The organism is Rhodoplanes sp. SY1 (assembly GCF_046000175.1).
Taxonomy (GTDB): Bacteria; Pseudomonadota; Alphaproteobacteria; order Rhizobiales; family Xanthobacteraceae; genus Rhodoplanes.
Window position 1 is genome coordinate 95,057 of the sequence record NZ_JBEOMB010000020.1, and the last position, 21,638, is coordinate 116,694.

Here is a 21,638-nt window from a genome sequence, read left to right on the forward strand (position 1 = left end):
CGCTTTCGCGCCGTCGCGGTCGGCTGGGCACGGGAAGGACGAGACGAGGATGCTGCCATGTCGAAGCCCGAAGCTGTCATCTGTGCGCCCGTTCGTACGGCGATCGGGACTTACAACGGCTCGCTGAAGGCGATCCCTGCGGTGCAATTGGGAGCGACCGTCATCCGGGAGACGCTCCGGCGGTCGACCGTCGATCCCGCACGAATCGAGGGAGTCGTTTTCGGCAACGTCATTCAGGCCGGGAACAAGATGAACCCCGCACGCCAGGCGGCCGTCGCCGGCGGCGTGCCGGTCGGAGCCCCTGCCATGACCGTGAACCGCGTCTGCGGCTCCGGCGCTCAGGCCATCGCCTCGGTGGCCCAGGACATCTGGCTCGGGCTCGCCAAGGCCGAGGTCGCCGGCGGAATGGAGAACATGGACACGGCCCCCTACCTCATGACCGGTGCCCGGTGGGGCTATCGCATGGGCGACGCCCCGATCTTCGACGCCATGCTGCGGGACGGCCTCAACGATGCCTTCTCCGATCAGCACGCCGGGTGGCACACCGAGGATCTGGTGGAGAAGTTCGGGGTCAGCCGGGCCGATCAGGACCGCTGGGCGGAACGCTCACAGACGCGGTTCTCCGCGGCCCAGGCCGCCGGCAGGTTCGACGCCGAGATCGTCCCGGTCGAGATCCGGGGCCGCAAGGGGCCGGAGCTGTTCGCGAGGGACGAGCACAACCGGCCGGACACGACGCTGGAGTCGCTCGCGAAGCTCAAGCCTGCGTTCCGCAAGGACGGGACGATCACGGCCGGCAATGCGCCGGGCCTCAACACGGGTGCCGGCGCCATGATCGTGGCGGACCGCGCATTCGCGGAGAGCATCGGGCTGACGCCGATGGCCCGGCTCGTCTCGTTCGGCATCGGAGCCGTGGATCCCGGCATGTTCGGCATCGGGCCGGTGCCGGCCGTCCGCCAGGCCCTCGACCGCGCCGGCTGGACGATCGCCTCCGTCGAGCGGATCGAGATCAACGAGGCGTTCACGGCGATCACGCTCGCCGTGCTGCGCGAGCTCGGCCTGCCGGAGGACATCGTCAATGTCGAAGGGGGCGCGATCGCGCACGGGCATCCGATCGGCGCGACCGGTGCGATCCTGACGACGCGGCTGCTTCATTCCATGACGCGCGACGGGCTCGACCGCGGCATCGTCACGCTGTGCATCGGCGGCGGCCAGGGGATCGCGCTGGCCCTCGAAGTCGTGCGGTGACCGATCCCGGCGGCGCGAGCCGGTGAGCCCGGTTCGCGCCGCCGATCCCGCTGCGCGGGAGCCGGTATGCAACACTCGGCCGACCGTGGACGGCCGGATCTCTCGGCCCGCTCCCGGACAGGAGCCGTCAGCGTCGACCATCGCAGCACGAGGAGCATAGGGCGCACCGCGTCCGGGAGCAGCTGCGATCGACGCTGCGAGGCGGAGATCGGTCAATCGGAGTTCCTCACACCGGGCAGCCCGACCGGCCGCTCGACGGATCTTTCATGACTGATCGCAATCGCGCTCAGGTCGGTGCTGGCGTCCTTCGGCCCGTCGGCCTTTCGCTCACTGTACCGGTCGGTCAGGTAGTCCGAGCGGTCGCGCACCAGCAGCGTGAACTTCACCAGCTCCTCCATCACGTCGACGACACGGTCGTAGAGGGGCGACGGCTTCATGCGCCCCGCGTCGTCGAACTCCTGAAACGCCTTCGGTACGGACGACTGGTTGGGAATCGTGACCATCCGCATCCACCGACCGAGAACACGGAGCGCATTCACCGTATTGAAGGACTGCGACCCTCCCGAAACCTGCATGACGGCGAGCGTTCGCCCTTGCGTCGGCCGTATCCCGCCCACCTCGAGGGGCAACCAGTCGATCTGGCTCTTGAAGATTCCCGTTATCGTCCCGTGCCGCTCGGGCGAGCACCAGACGTGGCCTTCCGACCACATCGACAGCTCGCGCAGCTCCGCGACCTTCGGATGGCTCGGAGGCACAGTGTCGGGCTGCGGCAGGCCACGTGGGTCGAACACGCGGGTTTCCGCGCCCAAATGATTCAGGAGCCGTTCGGCCTCGAGCGTCAGCAAGCGACTGTAGGAGCGCTCGCGCAACGACCCGTAGAGCAGGAGAATTCGCGGAGGGTGCGCCGAAGCCCGCACCGGCTGTAGCTTTCCCCAGGACGGCAGGTCGAGGTGCTCGACCGCCGCGCTCGGAAGATCGTCCATCATTCGGCCCCTTCTGGTCGTGCTGGAGAGAGAGAGATTCATGAGCGTGGCCGATCGCCGCCGCGACGATCGACGAGCAGCAAGGCCACTGGTCCGACGAGCGCGCCAAGGCCCATGGCGGCGAAGGCGGCGCCCCATCCGGCTCCGCTTCCGGCGCCGACGCCGCCGAGCACCCAGCCGAAGACGAGAGGACCGGCAAAGGCCCCGGCGAACCCCACCATCGAATAGACGGCCATGATCGCGCCGCGCTGCCGGGTGTCGCCGGTGGCCACCACGGAGGACGTCAAAGCCCCCGATTCCGCCGCCACTGCGACGCCATACACGAGACAGAGTGCGATCAGCACTGCCGAGACGACCTCACCGGCCGCGAAGCCCACCACCGGTGCGAGCGCGGCCGAGCCGATCATGACGCTGACGATCCAGCGGCGGCGGCCGATTCTCAACGCGAGCTCGTTGCCGCCGACGCTCGCGGGCAGCAGGAGCAGAGTCAGGACCGCCGCGACGAGCGTCGGCTCGATCTGCAGCGGATCGCCGGGCCGCAGCGCGTAGGCAAAGGTCAGGAAGGCGACCGCCCAGGACCACAAACCGAAGAGCTCGAAGTTGTGTGCCCCGTAGGCGACGGCTCGGGCCATCACGGCACGGTCACGCAGCACCGCGACGAACTGCTGCCGACCGGGGTCTTGCGACGCGGCCGTTCGCCGGCGCGCTTGCCCGCGAAACACCATGGCGACCGTGATGGCGGCCGTCACGGGACCGATTGCAGCCAGGCCGAAAGCCCAGCGCCAGCCGAGCCACGTCGACAGGACGCCGATCATCGCGAACGAGAAGCCGGTGCCGATGGCGTAGCTCGAGGTGTAGAGGGCGACGGCGCGGGACTGCGCCGCCCCCTCCAGGCGGTCGGTCAGTAGGCGCAATCCCGGCATGTACGTGCCGGCCAGACCAGCCCCCATGATCACCTGGAAAAGCAGAGCCGACCAGAAACCGTCGGCCAACAGGGCGAAACCGAGCGCGCCGGCCGCCGTGGCGAGCATCGAGGGCAGATAGACGCGAAGCGGGTCGGTCCGGTCGGTCCGCGTCACCAGGATCGGCACGGCCAAGCCGTAACCGGCATAGAAGGCGCCACTGACCCAGCCTGCGTGCGAGGCCGTGAGGTCCCATGCCGCACTCAGCAGCGGGAGTTGCGCCACGAAGCCGGCATAGGCGGCCATCCCGGCGATTTCGGCCGCGCAGACGAGCGTGATGAGCGGCTTGACGCGGATCATCTCACCATCCCCGCGAGTCCGAACCGGTGAGACGATGATCGACGCATCGTTGGACAATGTCTGCGGGCATCGAGATTTCACGTGTCGAGGACCGTTCGTCCTTCGACGGTGGGCCGCACGTCCGTCCGGGACTCGACGGCGCTGCGAACGCCTCCCTCCCCTTGCCGGTCGGGGTGCGTGCTCGACAGCACTGTCTGCTCGCCCGGTCCACGAGCGGGCAGACAAGCGTTCCGCCGAGGGAGAGGAGCCGTAGCGTCACCCGCCGCAGCACGACGTGGCGCAGCACCCACCGCCCCCGGCGCCGGGGCTTTCGGTTCCGCCGGGCTTGCGGGCACGGATGAAGGCGCCGAAGAACTTGCCGTCCAGCTCGGCCGCCAAGGCGTCGACGTCGTGGCCCTTGCCGACCAGGAGGTCGCGCGCGTCCTCGACCTTGTAGACCCGAGTGGGCTCGATGGCGATGTCGACGAAGCCGGCGGCGGCGAGCTTCGCCACGTAGTCGCCCTCGTCGAGCGCACCGGCCAGACAGCCGACCCACAACAGCATGTCGGTGCGCAGCGCCGCGGGAATGTCGCCGCGCGTGACCACGTCGGACACCGCGAAGCGGCCGCCGGGCTTCAGCACGCGGAACGCCTCGCGAAGAACCCGGTCCTTGTCGCCCGACAGGTTGATCACACAGTTCGAGATGATCACGTCGACCGCGTCGTCGGGCAGCGGGATCGCCTCGATCTCGCCCTTCAGAAACTCGACATTGTCGAGCCCCGCCTTGCGCTGGTTGTCGCGCGCGAGCGCCAGCATCTCGTCGGTCATGTCGAGGCCATAGGCCTTGCCGGTCGGCCCGACCCGGCGCGCCGACAGCAGCACATCGATGCCGCCGCCGGAGCCGAGGTCGAGCACCGTCTCGCCCGGGGCCAGCGCCGCGAGCGCCGTCGGGTTGCCGCAGCCGAGCGATGCCAGCAGCGCCTCGGCCGGAACGCCCGCGGCGTCGCCCGCATCGTACAGGTCCGTGGTGATCGGATCGCAGCCGCCGCGCCCCGAGGGTCCACAACAGGCACTGCCGCCATCGACGACCTGCAGGGCCGCCCGGGCGTATTTCTCCCGCACGACGTCCTTCACGTCCGGTCCGGTCATGGCCGATCTCCTCTCAGCAGCAGGTGATGTCCTCGGGACGCACGACCTTGGTGCGCGTGCAGCATTCGGCATACAGAAAGGCGAGCAGCTCACCGAGGGCGACGGAATCGGCCGTGTAGCGCAGAAACGTTCCTTCGCGGCTCACCTTCACCAGGCCTTCCGTCTTCAGCTTCTCGAGATGGTGGGAGAGTGTCGACGGCGCGATACCGAGGCTTTCGCCGATCTCGCCGACGACGAGCCCCTCCGGATGGGCGGACAAGAGAAGCCGAACGATCCGCAGACGCGGCTCGGCCCCCATCGCAGCCAGCATGTCGGCGAAGCGGACAACATCCGCGTCGTTCGGCATGGCGCCTCCTATTTCTGTATTTCTATCATTATCGAATTTTAGAGTCCATCCCGCCGTCGGGTTTTCCTGCGCGAGCCTTCTCCCACCCCGATCGGTCACCCGTGCCGCCAGACCTTCACGGACGAGACGACGAGGATCAGCGCCAGGATCGGCAGCAGGACATGGTCCGGCACGATCCCGAGCAGCCGGCCTCCGACGAAGGTGCCGACGATCGACCCGATCGCCATGACCAGCACGAAGCTCCTGTTCCGGGTGACGACCGCGAAGGCGCTGTCGCGGCTGTAACGGGTGAAGCCGACGATCATGGTCGGCAGGCTGACGGCCAGCGACAGGCTGCCGGCGAGCTTGATGTCGGCCCCGAACAGCAGGACCAGCGTCGGGATCAGAAGCTCGCCGCCCGCGACTCCCATCAGCGAGGCGACGACGCCGATCGCGAACCCCGCTGCGATCCCGGCGACGATCTGCCAGACCCCGGTGAACAGGGGCTCGGCGGCCGTGGTGCCGTGCCCGAGGACGAGCACCAAGGCGATCAACATCAGAAGGACGGCGAGGACGCGGTAGAGGGCGCGGGATCCGAGCTTCGTCGCCCATCCGGCGCCCAGCCACGCGCCGAGCAGGCTGCCGGCCAGCAGGTTGGCGATCGTGGGCCAGTGCGCCGCGACGGTCGCGAACGGAACCGTCCCGGCCCGGAACGGCAGGGCGGTGGCGACCACGACGAGGCTCATCGCCTTGTTGAGGATCACGGCTTCGAGCGCACGAAACCGGAACGGGCCGATGAGGAGCGGCAGCCGGAACTCGGCGCCGCCGAGACCGATCAGACCGCCGAGCAGGCCGATCAGTCCGCCGCCGGCAAAGGCGGGGATCGGACGCGGACGATCGGCGCGACAGAAGGCGGTGTCCACGACGGGCTGAACGAGTTCGGGCGCAGGATGCGCGGCCATTGGGAGGCTCCGGATCGGTCTCGCGCCGTGTCACTCGATCTCCGCCTAGAGCGTCTACATGAACGACGGATTTCGACACGCCGGAGGTGACGACGATGTTGAAGATCCTCAGATCGGAAAAATTCAAGAACGGGTTCAAGGCAATCGGCACAAAATCGGCTCGAAACGATGGCGACCGAGCGCGAACGGCCCGGAGCCGCGTCAGGGCACCAAACCGCTGAAACGTTTGTTTTAATTTCGCAATCTGGCGACGGATGTCCCGCTCTGGCGCGCTCGGGCTGGCGGAGGGAGTGGAGTTGGGGGCGAACATTCTCCATGTCGCCCAGCGTATTCGATCGTGCCAGGGCGGACCCGATCGCAAAAAGTGACAGCGCGAATCGGAGACGAATATTCCGCACCAGCTTCCGTTTGAGCCTCACGTCCGGAGGTGTGAGCACGAGCGGTGCAATCTGGCAAAGTTGACAATAGGATTTTTTTCCTTGCCGGCCTTGCTCGACCGGCGTAGGATTATTGTCGTGATCAACCGGAACACCGATCATGGCAACCTCTCCCGACCTCGCCTCCCAAATTCTCCGATACAAGTCGTTAGTGGCAGCCGAGAGGGTCTTGCTGGGTTTGGCGAAACTGCTACCTCCGGGACCACATCAACACGCCGAGTGGCTCCGCATCAAATCGAATTTGGCCTTTCGTCAGTTCCAACTCGATCTTGTCCTCTTTTTCGATGCGGAACAGAAAGCGGGGTTCAAAGAGGACCAACCGCGTTGGCCAAAAGGAAATGGTGAGATCAGTGGGCGCTGGTCTGGCGGTGCGGGGTCAGGTGCAAGCGCTGCCGAGGGTGCGAGCGTTTCGCCGGGGTCAGCACCGAGGGGTCATCATTTCGTCCACAGATCCCTCTATGAGAAGCTCCCCCTCCGTCCTGAGACGCGAAAGGTATTCGAAACGGCTGTCACGGGACCACTCCGCGCAGGACCGCACGGATGGAGCAATGAGCATCTTACGTATAATAAGGCAGTAAAAGAGAGCTTCGATCGCTTTCTAAAGCAACACAACATTCGCGTCGAGGACATGTCGCCGGATCAAGCTCGGAGTTTTGTTGATGCCACCAAGCGCAGCACTGATCCGCAAATCAGATCGCTCAACATGAGACTCTATATGCGGGAAGTCATTCACTGGCTTCGCCGTATCCCTCGCGGAAATGAGTAAGGAGCGAGAATGACTGGCCCAGACCGCGACAACCTCCAGACGGAAACGTTCGAACGTTTGGCCGGCGAGATCGGGACGCTGCTCGCGCAGTTCGGAAAGCACGATAGCCTGCTGGAGACGGGCGACTACTCGATCTATGGCGACTACTGGGGCTACCCCCAAGTGAAGGTCACCATCGCGAACCTCGCGCTATTGCGCCCCCAAGTCATCGAGAGCCTTCAACACGTCGTCGCGGCGTACCCCGGATGGGAGATCGTGGTCGCCGTTGCTGATCCCGATCATCTCGACGATTGGCCGAGAATGGGATTGTACATCCGTCCTCACGTGATCATCGACGGGCTACAGCGGCAGTATTTTCCAGCCGAGTATCGGGGGTTCGAATACGAAGGCAGCCGCCGCGGCACAGAGCAGGATTGAACGAAGGACAGCGAAGAGTCGCGACATATTCAGCGCGGCGCCTCGGAGGCGAACCGCTCAAGAAGCGTACCCCGGAGAAATTTCGATGCCAGGTCGGCTCGGTCCGCTGGCGGAGGGAGTGGAGCGGAAGGCGAACGTTCTCCACATCGATCGACGCACGAGATCGTGCGAGAGCGGATTCGCGCAAAATCGACAGTGTGAATGGGAGACGAAAGCTCCGCGCCGGCTTCCGTTTGAGTCTCTCGTGTAGGGTGTGAGCATGAGCGGCGCAACCCGGGCGAAGTCGGCAGAAGGAATGCTATTCCGGTATTGGATTTTTCGACGTGGAAACGACGTTTGGTGCTGAACCTGGCGCATCTTACGGCTCGAAGGGCAGCATCAGAACCGATATCCTGCTGCGGAATGAAGCTGGAGATATCATCGCGATTTACGACCTTAAGACGGGAGAAAAAGGCCTGACGCCTGGTCGTGTCAGGGAACTGCGCCAGAAGACAGGGGTCGGACCGAACATCCCCATCATCGAATTGCATGCCATCAGAGGCGTGACGCCGAAATGCGCGTTGCTCTCCGGTGTCTTTCGAAACTTTGTGAATTATCGGAGGAGCGCCTAATGAGCATGGAGATCGAGATCCTTTCCGACCTTTATCTAAAAACAGTGAGCGAGTGGCAGGACTCGATCGACGCAATCGGCTTTCCCCTCCGGCTCGACCCGACCATTTCGGTCGAAGACGGCGGGTTTATCCCTGCACGCCTCGGTGAGACACTGACGGGTTTCGAATGTTACCGAGACGATGCAAACGAGGTTGTTCAATCCCTCGGACTTTCCAACTTGGGTCGGGCTGGAATTTCGCACTGGGGCTGCGCTGGAAAGGCGACTTGAATGAACTTCAAGCGGCCTGGATGGCAGCCGCAGCCTACGTACGAGCCACCGATGGTGTAATCTTCGACTACGAGGAGGGAAAGGTATATTACCCATCCGAAGCGGTCGCCCAGGTTCAACGCATCCGGCATGACGTGCCACACGTCGAAGCCATACTTCGAGAAATTGTTGTGCGGTTCACGCCGAAGAAATAATCGACTCGCCCGGAGAGAACGGCCTACGAAGCTCGCAATGCGAGCCGCTATCGCGCGCACCGGTAGATTTTGCGCCGGTCGACGACCGTTGAGCGGAGAAATTTCGATGCCAGGTCGGCTCGGTCCGCTGGCGGAGGGAGTGGGACCCTCCCCCGTTGAGCTCTGAACCCCAGAAAACACTGGCATTCGCGCACATCTTGGCCTAGGCGTTAGGGGCAGAGCGTTGGGGGCAGCGTTAGGGGCATGGGATCGAGACCAGGGCGACGAGCGGCGACGACCGGGCGCGGCGACTACCGATACCTGACGCAGCCGAGGGGTGACGGGACGACGTGGTACGCCACCGTCGAGGTGCCGCGGACGCTGCGCAGTGTGCTCGGCAAGAAGCGGCTCGTCCGCTCGCTGCAGACGACGAACGTCGACGTTGCTCGGGCCGCCCGCTGGGGGGCGGTCAAGGACCTGAAGGCCGAGATCACGGCCGCCGGCCGGCCGAAGGGCGACCAGGGCGATCCGATCGTCCAGGAAGCGCTGGAATGGCGGGAGCACATCACCAGGGCTGACGACGAGGACGAGCGCGAGGTCCTGCTGGATCGTGTCATCGAGCGGGCCGAGGCGATCGACATGGCGATCCGCCGTCCCTCCCTCCACGACCATGACGACGAGGCGCCCGCCGACAAGGCGCGGGCCTTCCTGGACCTTGCCACCGGCAGGGCGACGCCGCTGGATGCCTTTCTGGACCGTTGGCTGAACGCCACGACGTACAACGACAAGACCAAGCAGGAGGCGCGGCAGACGCTGCAGCAGTTCGCAGACTGGTGCGCCGAGAACCGGCGCCGCACGTTCCTCGAAACCGTCGACGACCGGGTCGCCGCGGACTTCCGGGACGAGGCGCTGGTGAACCGGGGCGTGCCGTGGAAGACCGCGAACAAGAAGCTCTCGTTGCTGCGCCAGTACTGGAAGTGGCTGGGCAACAGCCGCGGCATCAAGGGCAACCCGTGGCTGGGCAAGTCGCTGCCGAAGCAGAAGGCGCACCGCATCGATCCCGACGGGCCGCTCGGACCGGAACGCGCCTTCACCGACGACGAGATGAGCGCCCTTCTTGGCGGCACGCCGGACGTTGATCTGGCGGACATGATGAGGATCGCGGCGCTGTCCGGGATGAGGGCCGACGAGATCGGGCGGCTTCGCGTGAAGGACTGCCGCAACGGCTGCTTCAGCGTGTGGAAGGGGAAGACCGATGCAGCGGTCCGCAAGGTGCCGATCCACTCGGCGCTACGCGAGATCGTGGAGCGGCGCACCAAGGGCCGGTCCGACGACGGCTACATCTTCCCGGACTTCCCCGAGGGCCTGGACGGCAACCGCACCATGGCGGTGTCGAAGCGCTTCTACACCTACCGCCGCAGCCTCAAAGTCGACGACCACCGCCCCGGCGCTCGCCGGTCGAAGGTCAACTTCCACTCGTTCCGACGCTGGTTCGCCACCAAGGCCGAGGCGTCCGGCCAGGCCCCCAACGTGATCTTCAAGGTGATGGGTTGGGACGAGAAGGGTGCCGCGCAGATGCTGCGGACCTACTCGGACGCCGAGCTGGACGACCTCAAACGGAGATGCGTCGAGGCGGTGAAGCTGCCAGCCTCACAGGCATGATGACGAAGAACCGTAGGACCCGGATTGCAGAAGGTATCCCACTATTGTAAGTCGACAGGGTTTCATTGAAGGCCGTGGTACATGTTCGGTTTCAAAAGCAAGCAGCAGAGGATGCTGGAACTCCTTCGCAACGTCGCTATCGCTGACCAACAACGCGAGCGACTGGTGCGCTTCTCGGAAACGATAGTGGCCCAGGGCCATAAGGCGCCATGCGGCGAGCGGGCGGATATTAAGCTGTGCGGCGCAACTGCGGGTTTGTTTGCTCGACAGGTTAATGCAAACCGCGCGGTTTCTGCTTCCGCGTCTCTCTCGGACCGCGACTTCGCCGTCGTGTGGGTCGCGCTCACGTCAGTCGATATGGCTTGTCAGCTCACCGGCACAGACATGGAGCTGGCGATGCTCGTGATGCCGGTGTGGCTCTGCGCTCCGCACGTTTTCCAAACCTCCGACGAGATTGAACGCCTCTTGGTAGGTGTCATCAACGCCCACAATCGAATGATGGGCGCCCCCGAAGCCAACCGACTTGGTGAAGACGTCGCCGGTCGTTTCTCCGACTGGGCCCTTAAGGGATACAAGGAGCCGATCGACGTTGTCCGGGGTCGCCTGGATGGCTATGCCGATCTACTTCATGTCTTCCGGCGCTGACGCAACGGCGATCAAAAAACAGATGCCGTCGAACCTCCGCCCGAGAAAAAGCACTCGACCGCGGCCCCATCCTGACGGGCTCCGCCGCCGTCATCCGATCACGGCGCCCCGGTGCCTAGCTGGGCCCTTCGCCTCCCACCCGATCAGCACCGCCTCGGCCTCCGCCGGGTCGTCCTTGATCCGATAGACCGTCTGCCGGCTCAGGCCGGTGGTCTTGGCGATGCGGGTGATTTCGATGCCCTGCCCGAGCAGCTCCCGGACCTCGGCGAACTGCTTCCGGGTGTAGCTGGGCTTCCGGCCGAGGTACCGATGATCCGCCCGGCCCTTCGCAGCCTCGATCCCCGCCCGCTGGGCTTCCTTCACGGCCTCGGCGTTCGCCTGTGCGGTCGCCGCCATGAAGCCGATCAGCGCGTCCCGGACGGCCTGTTGCATCGGGTCCTTGGTGGCGCCGTCGAAGGTCAGGTTGTTGATGACCGTGCGGATCACCACGCCGCGGCGCATGAAGTCCCGGATGGTGTCGCAGACGTCAGCGTAGTTCCGCCCCAGCCGGTCGACCCACCGCACCACCAGGACGTCTCCGGCCCGGAGCATGTCGAACAGCCGCCGACCCTGCGGGCGGTCACGCAGCCGGGTACTGATGCCGGAGACCCCATGATCGGCGACGACCTCGTCGATCGTGAACCCGGCCGTCTCGGCATGGGCTCGCTGGTGGTCGAGGGTCTGCTCGGCGGTCGAGACGCGGGCGTAGAGGATGGTGGACATGGCAGGCTCCGAGACGTCCGTACGGGTACTGTCCGCACAGTAGCCTGTCCGTAGATCGATTTCAACCCGTACGGACGCCGGAAAACGACACCTCCGCAATGTCCGCGAGGGTATACCTGTGCGGACATTGCCAACAGAATGCTAGCGCGATGTTCTTGATCTGTTCCATCCGTTAACGTAGAACTTCGCGTGGCTCGAATGTCAGCGTATGACGACGCAAGAAATCAGCCGCGAGGAAGGATCCTCAAAAGTGCTCGCCAACGCCCCGGCCCAACCATCGTCTAATGTTCCTTACGATCCGAGGGCGGTGGCCAACCTGATCCTGGAGGAGGGTGAACGAACTCGCTCCTCCGTCACCAACCTGGCGATGCAGAAACTGCTATATTTCGCGCACGGCTTCTTTTTGATCGAGCACAAGCGCCCGCTCGTCAGCGGGTACTTTGAGGCTTGGCAACTAGGACCAGTCCACCCGGTGGCCTACCAAGCTTTTAAGGCCGCGGGGGACCGGCCGATCAACTTCCGAGCCACGGGGCAAGACGTCCTCACAGGTGCTCCAAAGGAACTCCCCCCACTAGCCGACCCTACGATCAGGAGACACATCGAACGAATAATGGCGTCTTACGGGGCGCTCACAGCAGGGCGTCTCGTGGACATCAGCCACGCAAAAGGCGGCCCGTGGGACTTTGTCGTGAACAAGGGGCGAACAGGGGTGGCCATCGGGCTACGAATCTCCGATGATGTGATCGCTGATCGGTTCAAGTACCATAAGGTGTCTGTAGGCGATTCCCCAAAAATCGGAGAGCCCGGTGAAGACTCGCCCTTTACCTGAAACAGACTTGGCTCGTATTGCGCCACTGCCCGCTGATCTGAAGCGGGCGCAGTTGGAGCATCTTCGCTTGGGGCGCCCGCCATATCGTTATGCGCCTGTGCGGAAATCATTCGCCGATCTCCTTAACGTCCATTCCGGGCTCTTTGGAGAGCTGCCAAGAACCCCCTTCAATCTGATTGCTGACGTGATCCGTTCGTGCTCTCGGAGCGACGACGAAGAAATTGCCAACTTGAGGGTGGCAGAAGCACTGTACAACTACACGGTGGAACAGAAGATTTCTGGAAGGAAACATGAGTTCTTCCCGATGGCGCTCGGCATCGGTGAGAAGGTAGTTTTTTGGCACTCCCTCGTCCTAGCTCTTAATTCAAGGCCGCTTGTTCCGTTCATTGACCCGCGGCGACAGCAAACCAAGTTAACGAAGGCAGCACGTCGATTCGTTTTTTCAATGATGTACGAGCGAATTCGTGTGGCAAACCCTGATTTTGCGCATGTAACCCTCGGAATACTACAGTTTACTACTCCTGACACAGGCCCGAGAAAGCCAATTCTCTACACCGACGATGGCGTTGAGCTCTTTTCTTATGATCAGCTCGAAGACATGGTCAGGGAGACCTACGCCATTTGGCATGAGGTCTGCGCAGAGCGAGTGGCGGAAGCCCGGAAGCGAGCCGCCGGCGGCAGCGGCGACCGCCTGATCTGACCTGTCCGCCCCCGCCCCTGCCCAGGTCAGCGACCGCCCCGGCCGGGGGGGAATGACCGCGTCGGCGCGGATCGAGGGGGCGCCTCGGATTTTTCCGCCGAACCATCCCGGCCCTCGGGGGGCCGACCGGGGCGCAACCCGCCCGGCACGGGACCGGACGGGCTGCAGGTGGTGGCGACCGTGGTCTATGCCGCGGCCAGTCGGACCTTCTCGGCCTCGGCACGGGCGAGCCGGTCGACGGCCTCGTTCCCCTCGTGCCCGGCGTGGCCCCGGAGCCAGCGCAGCTCGACCAACGGCCGGGCATCGGCGAGGGCGAAGAGCCGACGCCACAGGTCGGCGTTGGCGACCGGCTTCCCGGCGGCATTGCGCCAGCCGCGCCGCTCCCACTGGCGCCTCCACTCCCGGACGCCCTTCACGACATACTCGCTGTCGAGGAACAGCACGGCCGGAGCGTCGTCCGCGAGGGCCTCCAGCGCCATGATGGCGGCCATCAGCTCCATCTTGTTGTTCGTGGTGTTCGGCTCGCCGCCCGAGAGGGTTCGGGTCGACCCGTCAGGCGAGGTGATGATGACGGCCCAGCCGCCGGGACCGGGATTGCCGAGGCAGGAGCCGTCCGAGTAGGCGATGGTGGTGGTGATGGTCTGGTTCCTTGTGGTGGTGGTCATGCGAGGGGGAGTGCAACCCGCCCGGCAGGGGACCGGACGGGCTGCATTCGTGACGACGGTGGCCTACTGGACCAAGTAGTCGGTCTTGAGCGCCTGATCCCGCGCCATCCTCGCGACGCCTTCGAGGAACAGCGGGTCGAGGTTCGTGGCGCCCCAGTTGAGTTCTCCGTAGGGGTGGGCTTCGATCTCGGCGAACAGGGGCCGCCACAGGTCGACGTTGGAGATCAGATCCCCACGGCGATCTCGGAACCGCCGGCTCTCGGCCTCCGTCTCCCACGCGGTGATGCCGCGGGCGACGTAGGGGCTGACGACCAGGATGTCCGGGCCACCCCGCTTGAAGAACCGAAGGGCTTCGATCGTCGCGGTCAATTGTTGGCGAGCCTCCGTCGTGAACCTCTCCCGACCGAGCAGAGCCCGCGGCTTGGTCGTCGGGGTGGTGACGATCACGGCCCACCCGCCGCGGTCATGAACGCCGAGGCTGTGGCCTGCGGTGTAGGCGATGGCGGCGGTCGAGGTGATGGCAGACGAGTTATCGAACATGTGTCTCATGCTTCCTGAGTTGAGGGTGCGGAACGCGGGAGGACCGACCGATCGAACGGCAAACGCCGCCCCGGCCGGGCCTCACGGTCCGACACCCTGCTGGTGATGATTGGTGGTGGAGGTGGTGGTGAGATGCCCGGAGCAGGATGTCCGGGCGCAGTGCCGGCTGAGGCCGGAACAGAGCTGGGGCGCGGATAACGGCCCCACGTCTATTTGAGTAAATAGGCCGAGGTCGGTTATCGCCGGACGAGCGAACGACCCGAGGCCTCCCACCCGGCCTCGGTGCAGGCTCGGTCTCGGGCACGACGCCACACCTTCTCGGTCACGTCGCTCCCCAGAGCAGCTTTCGCGATCTTGACCGAGACCCGGTCCACGCCGTCGCGAAGACCACGGAGAAAGCCGACGATCTTCCGGACGGCCATGTCCGTCTTCGTCTCCTCCGCCTCGGCCTCCGTCTCCCACCGCTCGACCCGGCACCCCGGCATCAGCGAGGCGACGAGGTCGATCGCCTTCCGGTCGTGGAGGATCACGTAGACCGTGGTGGCCTTGGCCTGGCCGTCGACCGTGTCGCGACATGCTGCACGGTGCAATCCCTGGTACAGGCCGTTGGCGATCTCCGACCGCTGGACCTCCTTGATCTGCTCACGGGTGACGTGGCTGAGGAGGTCGTCGCGCTGGCCGACGAGCTTGCCGGCCGCCACGACGTCGGAGAGATGCACGGTCCCGACGAAGAAGACGTGCGAGCAGTGCTTGTAGTGGTTGCTCGCCGTCTCCCGGCCGTGGGTGAGCCAGTTGAACCGCGGCACGAGACCAGGGCCGTTCGGGTTCGGGACCATGGCGTCGACGTCGATACCGAACGCCCGGAGGTCGCCCCGGAGGACTTCGGCCATGTCGAACTTCCCGCGCTTCTTGTGCGTGAAGATCAGCACGGCCTCGCCCGCCGGAAGGGGCCTGATCTGCGCCGCGATCTCCTTGGAGAGGGTACGGTCCTCACGCCGCTTGCTGAACTCCTTCGTCATCGCGTCGCGGCCACCGCTCCGCCCGAGGTGGCGGATGGCGACACGCGAGTACTGTTTGATGGTGCGGTGCCGAAACCACTCGTCGAGGTGGATGGTCGGGTCCTCCTTCACCAGCTCACGGATGTGCGCCGAGGCGTCGAGGATCGCGACGTTGCTGAGCGAGGGCGGGACCGTGATCGTGTAGGTCAGGACCCCGCCCCCACCTTGACCACTGCCGAGAAGCCGGAGCTGCTCGGTGTGCATCTGGATGAGCACCCTCACCGGCTCGAGTAGGTCCTCCGTCTGCAGCATTGCGAGGAACCCCGCCGCCTGCCCTTCGGTGAGGGCCGGCAGTCGGAGAGGCTCCGGCTTGCGCCGGGGATCGGCACGTTGGGCTTTCTTCTCCCGGTCGATCGCCGCCCGGCATCGCTGCAGCCACCGCGACAGCACCACGAGCCGCTCGTCCTCTTCGGCGACGTTCTCGATCCAGCCGATCGCCCCGACGAGCCCGCGGTGCCCGACGCTGCGCGACGATGAGACGATGCACGCTTCGTCCCACAGCACGACGTCACGGGGTCTGCCCCGGTACGTCAGCGCGTCCTGGTCGAGCCCCCCGGCCCCCTTCAGGCGCATGTGGGTGACGATCAGGATTTGCCGCTCGTCGTTGTCGGTGGTCGGCGCGGTGAACCGATGACCGGCCGGCTCGCTGTGGATGATGCCGATCATCGCGGACGGGATGCCTTCGGCGATGAGCTGCTTGTAGATGTCGTCCAGCTCCTCGATCCGGCTCGCCGTGATCATCACGCTGTACGGGAGACCGGCGCGAACCAACGTCCCGCACCACGCCCGGACCGCGATCGTCTTCCCGCATCCGCACGGAAGAGCATAGGCGTGGCGGCCGGTCAGTTCGCCGGTGGCGAGCATCGTGAAGTCGCCAGTCATCCGCGCCAGCGCTTCCTCGTGTTGGGCGGAGACGGTCGAGCCGAACCCGGTGAGCAACTGATTGGCGCGGCGCACGGCCGGCACAGTCAGCTCGTCGCAGTGCAGGTGGTCGGCGGCAGACCCGAGCGACGGCGGGAGAAGCACGCCCGGCGCGAGCGGCGAGCAGATCGCGGTGCCGGCCGTCAGCGCGGGCTGAACCGCGACGCTCACGCGCCACCCCCGAAAGCCGCGACGGTGGCCGGCAGATAGATAAGGACAAGGTCGATCACGAGCAGCGTCGTGACGGCGGAGGAGATGCGGGCGAGGACGGGCGCCCGACCCAAAGAGGTCGAAGGAGTGTGCTTGTTGTTCATATGCCGATTGGGTTGTGCTCCGCCTGACGAGCGGCCACGGGTCGCCGGCAGCAATCGGCAGGACCGCCGAGAGCCATGACCGTCGTCAGGGGGAGCAGGGGAAGTGGGCGCAGAGGTCCCGAGCGCTATTCGAGGCTGCAGGACGAGAGTATGCGGCCGAAGGTTGAGCGTTCTGCGCTACTGTTGCTCACCCTTCTGGGCGGTGCGGCTTCGGCCGGGGCGAGGCGGCCGCACGTAGGCTATTACGCAACCCGATTAGATCCGGGTCGTGGAAGCAGATCTCTCCCGGATCGGTTGAGCGTCGCGGTCTAGGCTATTACTCACCCGATTTCGGCCGCCTGCTTCTCCGCCTGGGTCCGGGCGTGGGCCTCCCAGTCGCGTCTTCGCAACGCTCCCCGCTCCTCGGCGAGCCGGATGAGGGTCGCGGCGTGCTGCCGGAGCGCCTCCGTGAAGGTCGCCGGCAGCGGCATCATCTCGGTCGCGCCCACCTCCACGGTCGCCGGGTCGGCGCCGGCCAGGACGTAGCCGCCCGTCTTGCGGATCGCCGGCAGCACCTCGCGGTAGAGCCAGTCCTTGAAGGGCTCGGCGATCGGCTTCCGGCTCAGTGAGAGGAGCCGGTAGAGGCCGGCCTCGGCGAGCACGTTGATCGGCGTGGAGCCGCGCATCCCTCCCCGCCCCTTTGCCCCGCAGAAATTCTGCGGGTCAAACTGGTCGGCCCGGATGGTCCGCCGACCCGCATCCGGCGAACCTCAATCGGATTGAGGTTTCAGGTGTACCGTCGAGCCGGCGCCCATAGACACGCAGAGCGCTCGGCACACGTCTTTCGCCACGAACCAGGGTGCCCCGTCGAGGGTCACCACGCGGACCTTGTGGGTGGTCTCCAGCCCGTTGATCAGGGCCGTGAAGTCGAAGGTAACCCGGTTCAGCTCGGCGGCGAGCAAGCCCCGCTCGGCGGTCAGCCGCTCGCACATCCGCTTGAGGAGTCGAAGGCCTTCAGGAGCAGCTTGTCCTCGGACAGCTCGCCCGCGGCGACCTTCTCTTCCCCGGCGATGTAGCCGTGGTCCTTGCGGATCGCCGGCAGGACCACACCACTCACCCAGTCCTGGAAGGCCACGACCTCGGGCCTGATCCGCTGAGCCTTGAAGCTCAAGTGGTAGAGCCCCTTCTCCGACACCACGTAGCGGTTCGGGTTCCCGCTGGTCTTTAGGTGAAAACAATTCACCGTATCCCGGTGGATGATCCGCTTCTCGGTCTCGTCGACGCTCCGCAGGATCGCGGCGACGTTGGATTGCCCGTCCGTCTTGTAGCCGAGAGCCCTGCAGACGTCCTGAGCGATGAACCAGGGCGCCCCGTCGAGGTCCACCACCAGCACCTTGCGGATGATCTCCTCGCCCCCGACCAGGGCCGTGAAGTCGAAGTCACCCAGTTCAGCTCGGCGGCGAGCACGACCCGCTTGCCGCGAATACCGTCGCAAAGTCCGAGGGTATTCCCGTTCACGTTCCGGCGCTCGTCCGGACGACATCGGCGCCCGATCAGGCCGTTGGGGCCGAGGTCGTTCCGCCGCCTGCCCCGGAGTAGCTGTTGGCGCAACGAGCCGCAGCCCCGATCAGAGGCCCGGCGCCTCGTCCTTCCGCTCCCCGCGGGCGACGATCCGGAGCGCGTCGTCGGGCAACGGCCTCTGCAGGGCGAGCGCCTCGGCCGCCGGCGCACGGAGCCACGTCTCGACCTCGTCGTCGGTCCGCAGAATGACCGGCATCGCCTTCGGGTGGATCGGCGCCACCGTGGCGTTCGCGTCGGTGGTCAGGAAGGCGAACACGTCGCAGGTGACCTCGCCCTCCTTCGCCTTCCGCACGGACGTCCAGCTCGTCCAGATGCCGGCGAACGCGGCGAGCGGCCGGCTCTCGTCGAGCGCGAACCAGACCGGGACCTTCTTCCCCTCGGCCGTGGTCTCGTACTCCGAGAACGACGTGAACGGGACGACGCACCGGCACCCCTCCCCGAGCCAGCGGCGCCAATGCGGGGACTTCACGTTCCGCACGTTCGTCACGCCGGGATCGGTGGTCCGGCCCTTCAGCGCGAACACCGGGGACGGCATGCCCCACCGCGCCAATGCCAGCTCCCGGCCGTCAGGGCCGACGCGGACGATCGGCGCCGTGTAGTCGGGAAAGACGCCGGGCATGGGCGGCAGGTTGCCGGTGGTGTCCCGCGCGACGCGGAAGAGCGCCCGGATCGCCGCCTGCCCCTTGGTGATCGAGTAGAGATTGCACATCAGCTCAGGGGAAGCCGGTCGAGCCCTCTCGGTCAACGTCGTGCTGCTGCGCCCCGATGTCGTCCGGGACCTCGCCGAAGGCCCGCAAGACGACCGCCTCGTCGAAGTCCCCGGTGTTGGGGTCACCGGACCGTGAGAAGGCGACGGCTCCCGCGTTGGTGGGCGCGGACGCCAGCGCAGCCGCCCGCCGGATCGCCACGGCGGCATGGGGGCACTCGACCGCCTCGCCGGGAGCAAGGCCCTCGTCGAGCCGCACGAAGGGCAACGCCACATAGTAGATCATGGCCAACCTCACCGACATGAAGCCGCGGCCGGGACGTCGCCGAACGAGCGGGGCCGCGGGCGGCTGGTCGGGGCCGGACGAGAGCACCGTAGCGCCCTTGCGGATTGACGGCCACGGAAAAGTTCTCACTTTGTTCACATGATCGAGACCTTGGGCGAGGCCCTGGACGCGAGCTGGCGGGTCCACATGCGGTGCGCATGGGGGACGCGGGAGGCCATGAAGTCCGTGCGGGAGTGCCGCTTCGGTGCCGAGCTGGACATGCAGACGCTCGTCTGCACCCGCGGTCGGGCCTTCCCCATCGCCCGCCTCGCCGAGCGGCTCCGGTGCCCGAGGTGCGGGAGCCGGCGGGTGGCAGTGGTGTTCGATCCGCCCGCGACCGGCGGCCGGGCCTTGGCGGCTCGGAGGTGACGTTCCTGTCCCCACCCCTAAGGACCACTCTCCTCCGAAATGAAGCTGAAATACCGCGTTTGGTCGCGGGGTGCCGTCCCGCTCGCGAGTCGAACGCCATCGGGTTGGACCTTGCGACCGGCTCCGTCTGCGGGGAGGGGCCACAAGACACCACCGCTTGAACTAAAGCGAAGGGGAAAACACAAAATATAGTTGACTTGTGTCATTCCAATTCGCGTCGGGAATCACTAGATTTCTCGCCACTCCCGTAGCCTGAACCCTCGCCCTAGGGCGAGGACCCGTCCTAGACGGTGGTCCTTATGGGCCTAGGGCTACGGGACGCCCCTATTTCAGCCTCCGGTGCCAAATTGTAAATCGTCCGCTTTGGGCGGTATCGGCGAACACGTCTTTGATCCCGGCAGATCTCATGATGTAATCTGATAGATATATTTTCGCCGATGAAGCATCTGAAGACTCGTTGTGGCGGTTTAACTTGTATGCCAGAGCACCAATAAAAATATCAACAACTTGTATTTCGCGACATACTTTCGAGTCGCGAAATTGCACTCTACGAAATGGCCACTCTCTGGGGTCGCCGTTCTTGCGGGCCCCTCGATTGAGTATCAATCGCAATTCTTCTAATGAATTCGGCGTCCGCCTTTCATCTGGATAGATGTGGAATAGCCTACCTCTGTACAGTCTCCGAAATTTTTGGCAGAGTTGGTATATCTCCTTGTTAAATCCGATCTCTCGGGACCCATCATTGAACTGTTTGTCTTTCAATTTCTTTGTGTCTATGACAATCGTGTGAATATCGAACGGCTCACAGGGCGGAGGATTCGCGAAAAAACCGTCCACTAAACGTATATAAGCAGGCAGTTTTGCTTTCGATACTTTGCCCCATTTCATTTCACCCACACTGTTCAGTTCAGGGCTTCGTATTGCGGAAGTAAACTTCGCGGCGCCCAGCATAGAAAGATTGTGAATTATGAGCCCGCCGATAACGATGTATTCGTGCCTATTCTGGCTTGTTTCATCGATATAGACTTCGCTCAACTCACTAGCGGATGCAGGGACGCGTGCCATGGCGGTCAGTTCAGGGCGGAGATCAGCAGCATCAGAGTTTCGCAGATGCAGCGCGGTCGTTCGGTTGCGACGAGTCTGAGAAGAAGTTGACGCCGCTCTCGGGATGGTTGCAAGAGACAAAAGCAGCGACTAGGCGCAGGTCAGTCGCGAGCGGCCCCGCCGCCGCCTCCAAATCGAGGGCTGAACTTATCCACGTGGGCGGCGTTTTTCTGAAAAGCGGGGTTTGTGATGAAGGTCGCTCCGGACGACGAGCCATATCCAGAGGCAGAAAAAGCTGACGAGTTCGCCCGGCGATTATCAAGTCTTGGGCGCGACTTGGGGGTTCGGGTCATCGGAAACCCCGTTCTCGTGGTGCTCGAACAGGACGATTACAAATTCGATTATGCGGTGGATGCAGGAAGCCACCTGTTATTTGGGAATTCGTAGACTGATCCCGCTGCCTGGACCGGGCGGTATCCCGAGGGCAGACTCAACGCCTTGGCTCACACGTAGATCAGTCAGAATAGTAGTGGGCTCAACGAGAAGGCCGATTTTCTGCTCTGATTCTTGCCTGGGATTTTTCGAATATCGAGCCCTGTATACTTGCAGCCGCTGAATGCCCTGATCGATTGCGTACGACGAGAGGCCCCTACAGAAGAAATTGTTATATTCTGCCTCCGCTAATACTTGACTCGCATTATGCGGGATGTCGACCCATGTATATCCACCTTTCGGCTTCTTCCGTTGTGCTTGCTTGTTGAGCATCCCGTTCGCAATTATCGTCTGTGCGAGACTATCGTCTGTACCAAAACGTGCTGCTTCGCGAAGAACATCGGCCCACTGTCCTTGGCCTTGTTGTGTTAAATACGAGCTTATGTAAAGGCGCCCGCTCGCTTCATCTCGATTGATTTCTTCGATCATCTTCAAACGAACCGGGTCAATCAGAGCCGATCCGAGAAG

At 64.5% G+C, this 21,638-nt stretch carries 26 protein-coding genes; 9 read left to right on the top strand and 17 right to left on the bottom strand.

All coding sequences use genetic code 11. The features are described 5' to 3' along the window. The first annotated feature begins 57 nt into the window (after positions 1-57). Entirely contained in the window at positions 58-1,245 is a 1,188-nt protein-coding gene (locus ABTU92_RS07440; RefSeq protein WP_408089162.1) for a thiolase family protein, read from the top strand. 212 nt (positions 1,246-1,457) lie between these two features. Here ABTU92_RS07440 and arsH read toward each other — a convergent pair whose 3' ends face one another. The 5 genes from arsH to ABTU92_RS07465 all read right to left on the bottom strand — a co-directional run bounded on the left by arsH (position 1,458) and on the right by ABTU92_RS07465 (position 5,905). Then, the gene (gene arsH, locus ABTU92_RS07445; protein WP_408089164.1) at positions 1,458-2,231 is read right to left on the bottom strand and encodes an arsenical resistance protein ArsH; all 774 of its coding nucleotides are present in this window, start codon (positions 2,229-2,231) and stop codon (positions 1,458-1,460) included. Between the two features lie 35 nt (positions 2,232-2,266). Continuing rightward, positions 2,267-3,490: a nitrate/nitrite transporter gene (locus ABTU92_RS07450; RefSeq protein WP_408089166.1), complete on the bottom strand. Its 1,224-nt coding sequence runs from the start codon at positions 3,488-3,490 to the stop codon at positions 2,267-2,269. A gap of 255 nt (positions 3,491-3,745) precedes the next feature. Beyond that, the gene (locus tag ABTU92_RS07455) at positions 3,746-4,618 is read right to left on the bottom strand and encodes an arsenite methyltransferase (protein ID WP_408089168.1); all 873 of its coding nucleotides are present in this window, start codon (positions 4,616-4,618) and stop codon (positions 3,746-3,748) included. Positions 4,619-4,631: 13 nt separating this feature from the next. After that, a complete protein-coding gene (locus ABTU92_RS07460; RefSeq protein WP_111355598.1) occupies positions 4,632-4,964 on the bottom strand; it encodes a helix-turn-helix transcriptional regulator in 333 nt (110 codons plus the stop codon). Positions 4,965-5,059: 95 nt separating this feature from the next. Beyond that, positions 5,060-5,905, bottom strand: a complete 846-nt coding sequence (locus ABTU92_RS07465) for a sulfite exporter TauE/SafE family protein (protein WP_408089170.1) — start codon at positions 5,903-5,905, stop codon at positions 5,060-5,062. Positions 5,906-7,117: 1,212 nt separating this feature from the next. Between ABTU92_RS07465 and ABTU92_RS07470 the strand changes: the two genes are divergently transcribed. The 5 genes from ABTU92_RS07470 to ABTU92_RS07490 all read left to right on the top strand — a co-directional run bounded on the left by ABTU92_RS07470 (position 7,118) and on the right by ABTU92_RS07490 (position 10,885). Next, positions 7,118-7,525: a hypothetical protein gene (locus ABTU92_RS07470; RefSeq protein WP_408089172.1), complete on the top strand. Its 408-nt coding sequence runs from the start codon at positions 7,118-7,120 to the stop codon at positions 7,523-7,525. Positions 7,526-7,848: 323 nt separating this feature from the next. Beyond that, entirely contained in the window at positions 7,849-8,136 is a 288-nt protein-coding gene (locus ABTU92_RS07475) for a hypothetical protein (RefSeq protein WP_408089174.1), read from the top strand. Then, the gene (locus ABTU92_RS07480; RefSeq protein ID WP_408089176.1) at positions 8,136-8,405 is read left to right on the top strand and encodes a hypothetical protein; all 270 of its coding nucleotides are present in this window, start codon (positions 8,136-8,138) and stop codon (positions 8,403-8,405) included. Before ABTU92_RS07475 ends, ABTU92_RS07480 begins: the two co-directional genes overlap by 1 nt. 563 nt (positions 8,406-8,968) lie before the next feature. After that, positions 8,969-10,240: a tyrosine-type recombinase/integrase gene (locus ABTU92_RS07485; protein WP_408089178.1), complete on the top strand. Its 1,272-nt coding sequence runs from the start codon at positions 8,969-8,971 to the stop codon at positions 10,238-10,240. Between the two features lie 81 nt (positions 10,241-10,321). Further along, the gene (locus tag ABTU92_RS07490; RefSeq protein WP_408089180.1) at positions 10,322-10,885 is read left to right on the top strand and encodes a hypothetical protein; all 564 of its coding nucleotides are present in this window, start codon (positions 10,322-10,324) and stop codon (positions 10,883-10,885) included. A gap of 90 nt (positions 10,886-10,975) precedes the next feature. Here ABTU92_RS07490 and ABTU92_RS07495 read toward each other — a convergent pair whose 3' ends face one another. After that, positions 10,976-11,647 carry a recombinase family protein gene (locus ABTU92_RS07495; RefSeq protein WP_408089182.1) on the bottom strand — a complete coding sequence of 224 codons (672 nt, stop codon included), beginning with the start codon at positions 11,645-11,647 and terminating at the stop codon, positions 10,976-10,978. Positions 11,648-11,855: 208 nt separating this feature from the next. Here ABTU92_RS07495 and socA point away from each other — a divergent pair, with 208 nt between their 5' ends. Next, on the top strand, positions 11,856-12,476 hold the full coding sequence (gene socA / locus ABTU92_RS07500) for a type VI toxin-antitoxin system SocA family antitoxin (protein WP_408089184.1): 621 nt from the start codon (positions 11,856-11,858) through the stop codon (positions 12,474-12,476). Continuing rightward, complete coding sequence (gene socB, locus ABTU92_RS07505; RefSeq protein ID WP_408089186.1) at positions 12,454-13,176, top strand: type VI toxin-antitoxin system SocB family DNA replication inhibitor toxin; 723 nt, start codon at positions 12,454-12,456, stop codon at positions 13,174-13,176. Before socA ends, socB begins: the two co-directional genes overlap by 23 nt. A 185-nt stretch (positions 13,177-13,361) precedes the next feature. Here the strand turns inward: socB and rnhA are convergent, their stop codons facing one another. The 10 genes from rnhA to ABTU92_RS07555 form a co-directional block, all read right to left on the bottom strand. Further along, positions 13,362-13,841 (bottom strand): ribonuclease HI, encoded by a 480-nt coding sequence (gene rnhA, locus ABTU92_RS07510; RefSeq protein WP_408089188.1) that lies wholly within the window; start codon positions 13,839-13,841, stop codon positions 13,362-13,364. A 63-nt stretch (positions 13,842-13,904) separates the two neighbouring features. Continuing rightward, entirely contained in the window at positions 13,905-14,381 is a 477-nt protein-coding gene (locus tag ABTU92_RS07515) for an RNase H family protein (RefSeq protein ID WP_408089190.1), read from the bottom strand. Between the two features lie 236 nt (positions 14,382-14,617). Beyond that, positions 14,618-16,405, bottom strand: coding sequence for a hypothetical protein (locus ABTU92_RS07520; RefSeq protein ID WP_408089192.1), 1,788 nt, complete (start codon positions 16,403-16,405; stop codon positions 14,618-14,620). Positions 16,406-16,527: 122 nt separating this feature from the next. After that, positions 16,528-16,674: a hypothetical protein gene (locus ABTU92_RS07525; protein ID WP_408089194.1), complete on the bottom strand. Its 147-nt coding sequence runs from the start codon at positions 16,672-16,674 to the stop codon at positions 16,528-16,530. A gap of 320 nt (positions 16,675-16,994) precedes the next feature. Continuing rightward, positions 16,995-17,339, bottom strand: coding sequence for a Bro-N domain-containing protein (locus ABTU92_RS07530; protein ID WP_408089196.1), 345 nt, complete (start codon positions 17,337-17,339; stop codon positions 16,995-16,997). An 84-nt stretch (positions 17,340-17,423) separates the two neighbouring features. Further along, on the bottom strand, positions 17,424-17,645 hold the full coding sequence (locus ABTU92_RS07535; RefSeq protein ID WP_408089198.1) for a hypothetical protein: 222 nt from the start codon (positions 17,643-17,645) through the stop codon (positions 17,424-17,426). Further along, positions 17,630-18,046: a Bro-N domain-containing protein gene (locus tag ABTU92_RS07540; RefSeq protein WP_408089200.1), complete on the bottom strand. Its 417-nt coding sequence runs from the start codon at positions 18,044-18,046 to the stop codon at positions 17,630-17,632. Before ABTU92_RS07540 ends, ABTU92_RS07535 begins: the two co-directional genes overlap by 16 nt. 234 nt (positions 18,047-18,280) lie before the next feature. Beyond that, a complete protein-coding gene (locus ABTU92_RS07545; RefSeq protein ID WP_408089202.1) occupies positions 18,281-18,943 on the bottom strand; it encodes an SOS response-associated peptidase in 663 nt (220 codons plus the stop codon). A gap of 4 nt (positions 18,944-18,947) precedes the next feature. After that, on the bottom strand, positions 18,948-19,226 hold the full coding sequence (locus ABTU92_RS07550) for a hypothetical protein (RefSeq protein WP_408089204.1): 279 nt from the start codon (positions 19,224-19,226) through the stop codon (positions 18,948-18,950). A 732-nt stretch (positions 19,227-19,958) separates the two neighbouring features. Then, positions 19,959-20,819: a DUF3800 domain-containing protein gene (locus ABTU92_RS07555; RefSeq protein WP_408089206.1), complete on the bottom strand. Its 861-nt coding sequence runs from the start codon at positions 20,817-20,819 to the stop codon at positions 19,959-19,961. A gap of 108 nt (positions 20,820-20,927) precedes the next feature. On the opposite strand from ABTU92_RS07555, the gene ABTU92_RS07560 reads away from it, so the two are divergent. Continuing rightward, positions 20,928-21,125, top strand: coding sequence for a hypothetical protein (locus tag ABTU92_RS07560; protein ID WP_408089208.1), 198 nt, complete (start codon positions 20,928-20,930; stop codon positions 21,123-21,125). On the opposite strand, the gene ABTU92_RS07565 is transcribed toward ABTU92_RS07560, so the two are convergent. Beyond that, positions 21,108-21,638 (bottom strand): hypothetical protein (locus tag ABTU92_RS07565; protein ID WP_408089210.1); only part of this gene is annotated, 531 nt, incomplete at its 5' end. The genes ABTU92_RS07560 and ABTU92_RS07565 overlap by 18 nt on opposite strands.

Excerpts from the sequence above, each read along its gene's own strand:
- ABTU92_RS07440 (WP_408089162.1), top strand. The coding sequence starts at position 58 with ATGTCGAAGCCCGAAGCTGTCATCTGTGCGCCCGTTCGTACGGCGATC.
- arsH (WP_408089164.1), bottom strand. The coding sequence starts at position 2,231 with ATGATGGACGATCTTCCGAGCGCGGCGGTCGAGCACCTCGACCTGCCG.
- ABTU92_RS07450 (WP_408089166.1), bottom strand. The coding sequence starts at position 3,490 with ATGATCCGCGTCAAGCCGCTCATCACGCTCGTCTGCGCGGCCGAAATC.
- ABTU92_RS07455 (WP_408089168.1), bottom strand. The coding sequence starts at position 4,618 with ATGACCGGACCGGACGTGAAGGACGTCGTGCGGGAGAAATACGCCCGG.
- ABTU92_RS07460 (WP_111355598.1), bottom strand. The coding sequence starts at position 4,964 with ATGCCGAACGACGCGGATGTTGTCCGCTTCGCCGACATGCTGGCTGCG.
- ABTU92_RS07465 (WP_408089170.1), bottom strand. The coding sequence starts at position 5,905 with ATGGCCGCGCATCCTGCGCCCGAACTCGTTCAGCCCGTCGTGGACACC.
- ABTU92_RS07470 (WP_408089172.1), top strand. The coding sequence starts at position 7,118 with ATGACTGGCCCAGACCGCGACAACCTCCAGACGGAAACGTTCGAACGT.
- ABTU92_RS07480 (WP_408089176.1), top strand. The coding sequence starts at position 8,136 with ATGAGCATGGAGATCGAGATCCTTTCCGACCTTTATCTAAAAACAGTG.
- ABTU92_RS07490 (WP_408089180.1), top strand. The coding sequence starts at position 10,322 with ATGTTCGGTTTCAAAAGCAAGCAGCAGAGGATGCTGGAACTCCTTCGC.
- ABTU92_RS07495 (WP_408089182.1), bottom strand. The coding sequence starts at position 11,647 with ATGTCCACCATCCTCTACGCCCGCGTCTCGACCGCCGAGCAGACCCTC.
- socA (WP_408089184.1), top strand. The coding sequence starts at position 11,856 with ATGACGACGCAAGAAATCAGCCGCGAGGAAGGATCCTCAAAAGTGCTC.
- rnhA (WP_408089188.1), bottom strand. The coding sequence starts at position 13,841 with ATGACCACCACCACAAGGAACCAGACCATCACCACCACCATCGCCTAC.
- ABTU92_RS07515 (WP_408089190.1), bottom strand. The coding sequence starts at position 14,381 with ATGTTCGATAACTCGTCTGCCATCACCTCGACCGCCGCCATCGCCTAC.
- ABTU92_RS07525 (WP_408089194.1), bottom strand. The coding sequence starts at position 16,674 with ATGAACAACAAGCACACTCCTTCGACCTCTTTGGGTCGGGCGCCCGTC.
- ABTU92_RS07530 (WP_408089196.1), bottom strand. The coding sequence starts at position 17,339 with ATGCGCGGCTCCACGCCGATCAACGTGCTCGCCGAGGCCGGCCTCTAC.
- ABTU92_RS07535 (WP_408089198.1), bottom strand. The coding sequence starts at position 17,645 with ATGTGCGAGCGGCTGACCGCCGAGCGGGGCTTGCTCGCCGCCGAGCTG.
- ABTU92_RS07545 (WP_408089202.1), bottom strand. The coding sequence starts at position 18,943 with ATGTGCAATCTCTACTCGATCACCAAGGGGCAGGCGGCGATCCGGGCG.
- ABTU92_RS07550 (WP_408089204.1), bottom strand. The coding sequence starts at position 19,226 with ATGATCTACTATGTGGCGTTGCCCTTCGTGCGGCTCGACGAGGGCCTT.
- ABTU92_RS07560 (WP_408089208.1), top strand. The coding sequence starts at position 20,928 with ATGAAGGTCGCTCCGGACGACGAGCCATATCCAGAGGCAGAAAAAGCT.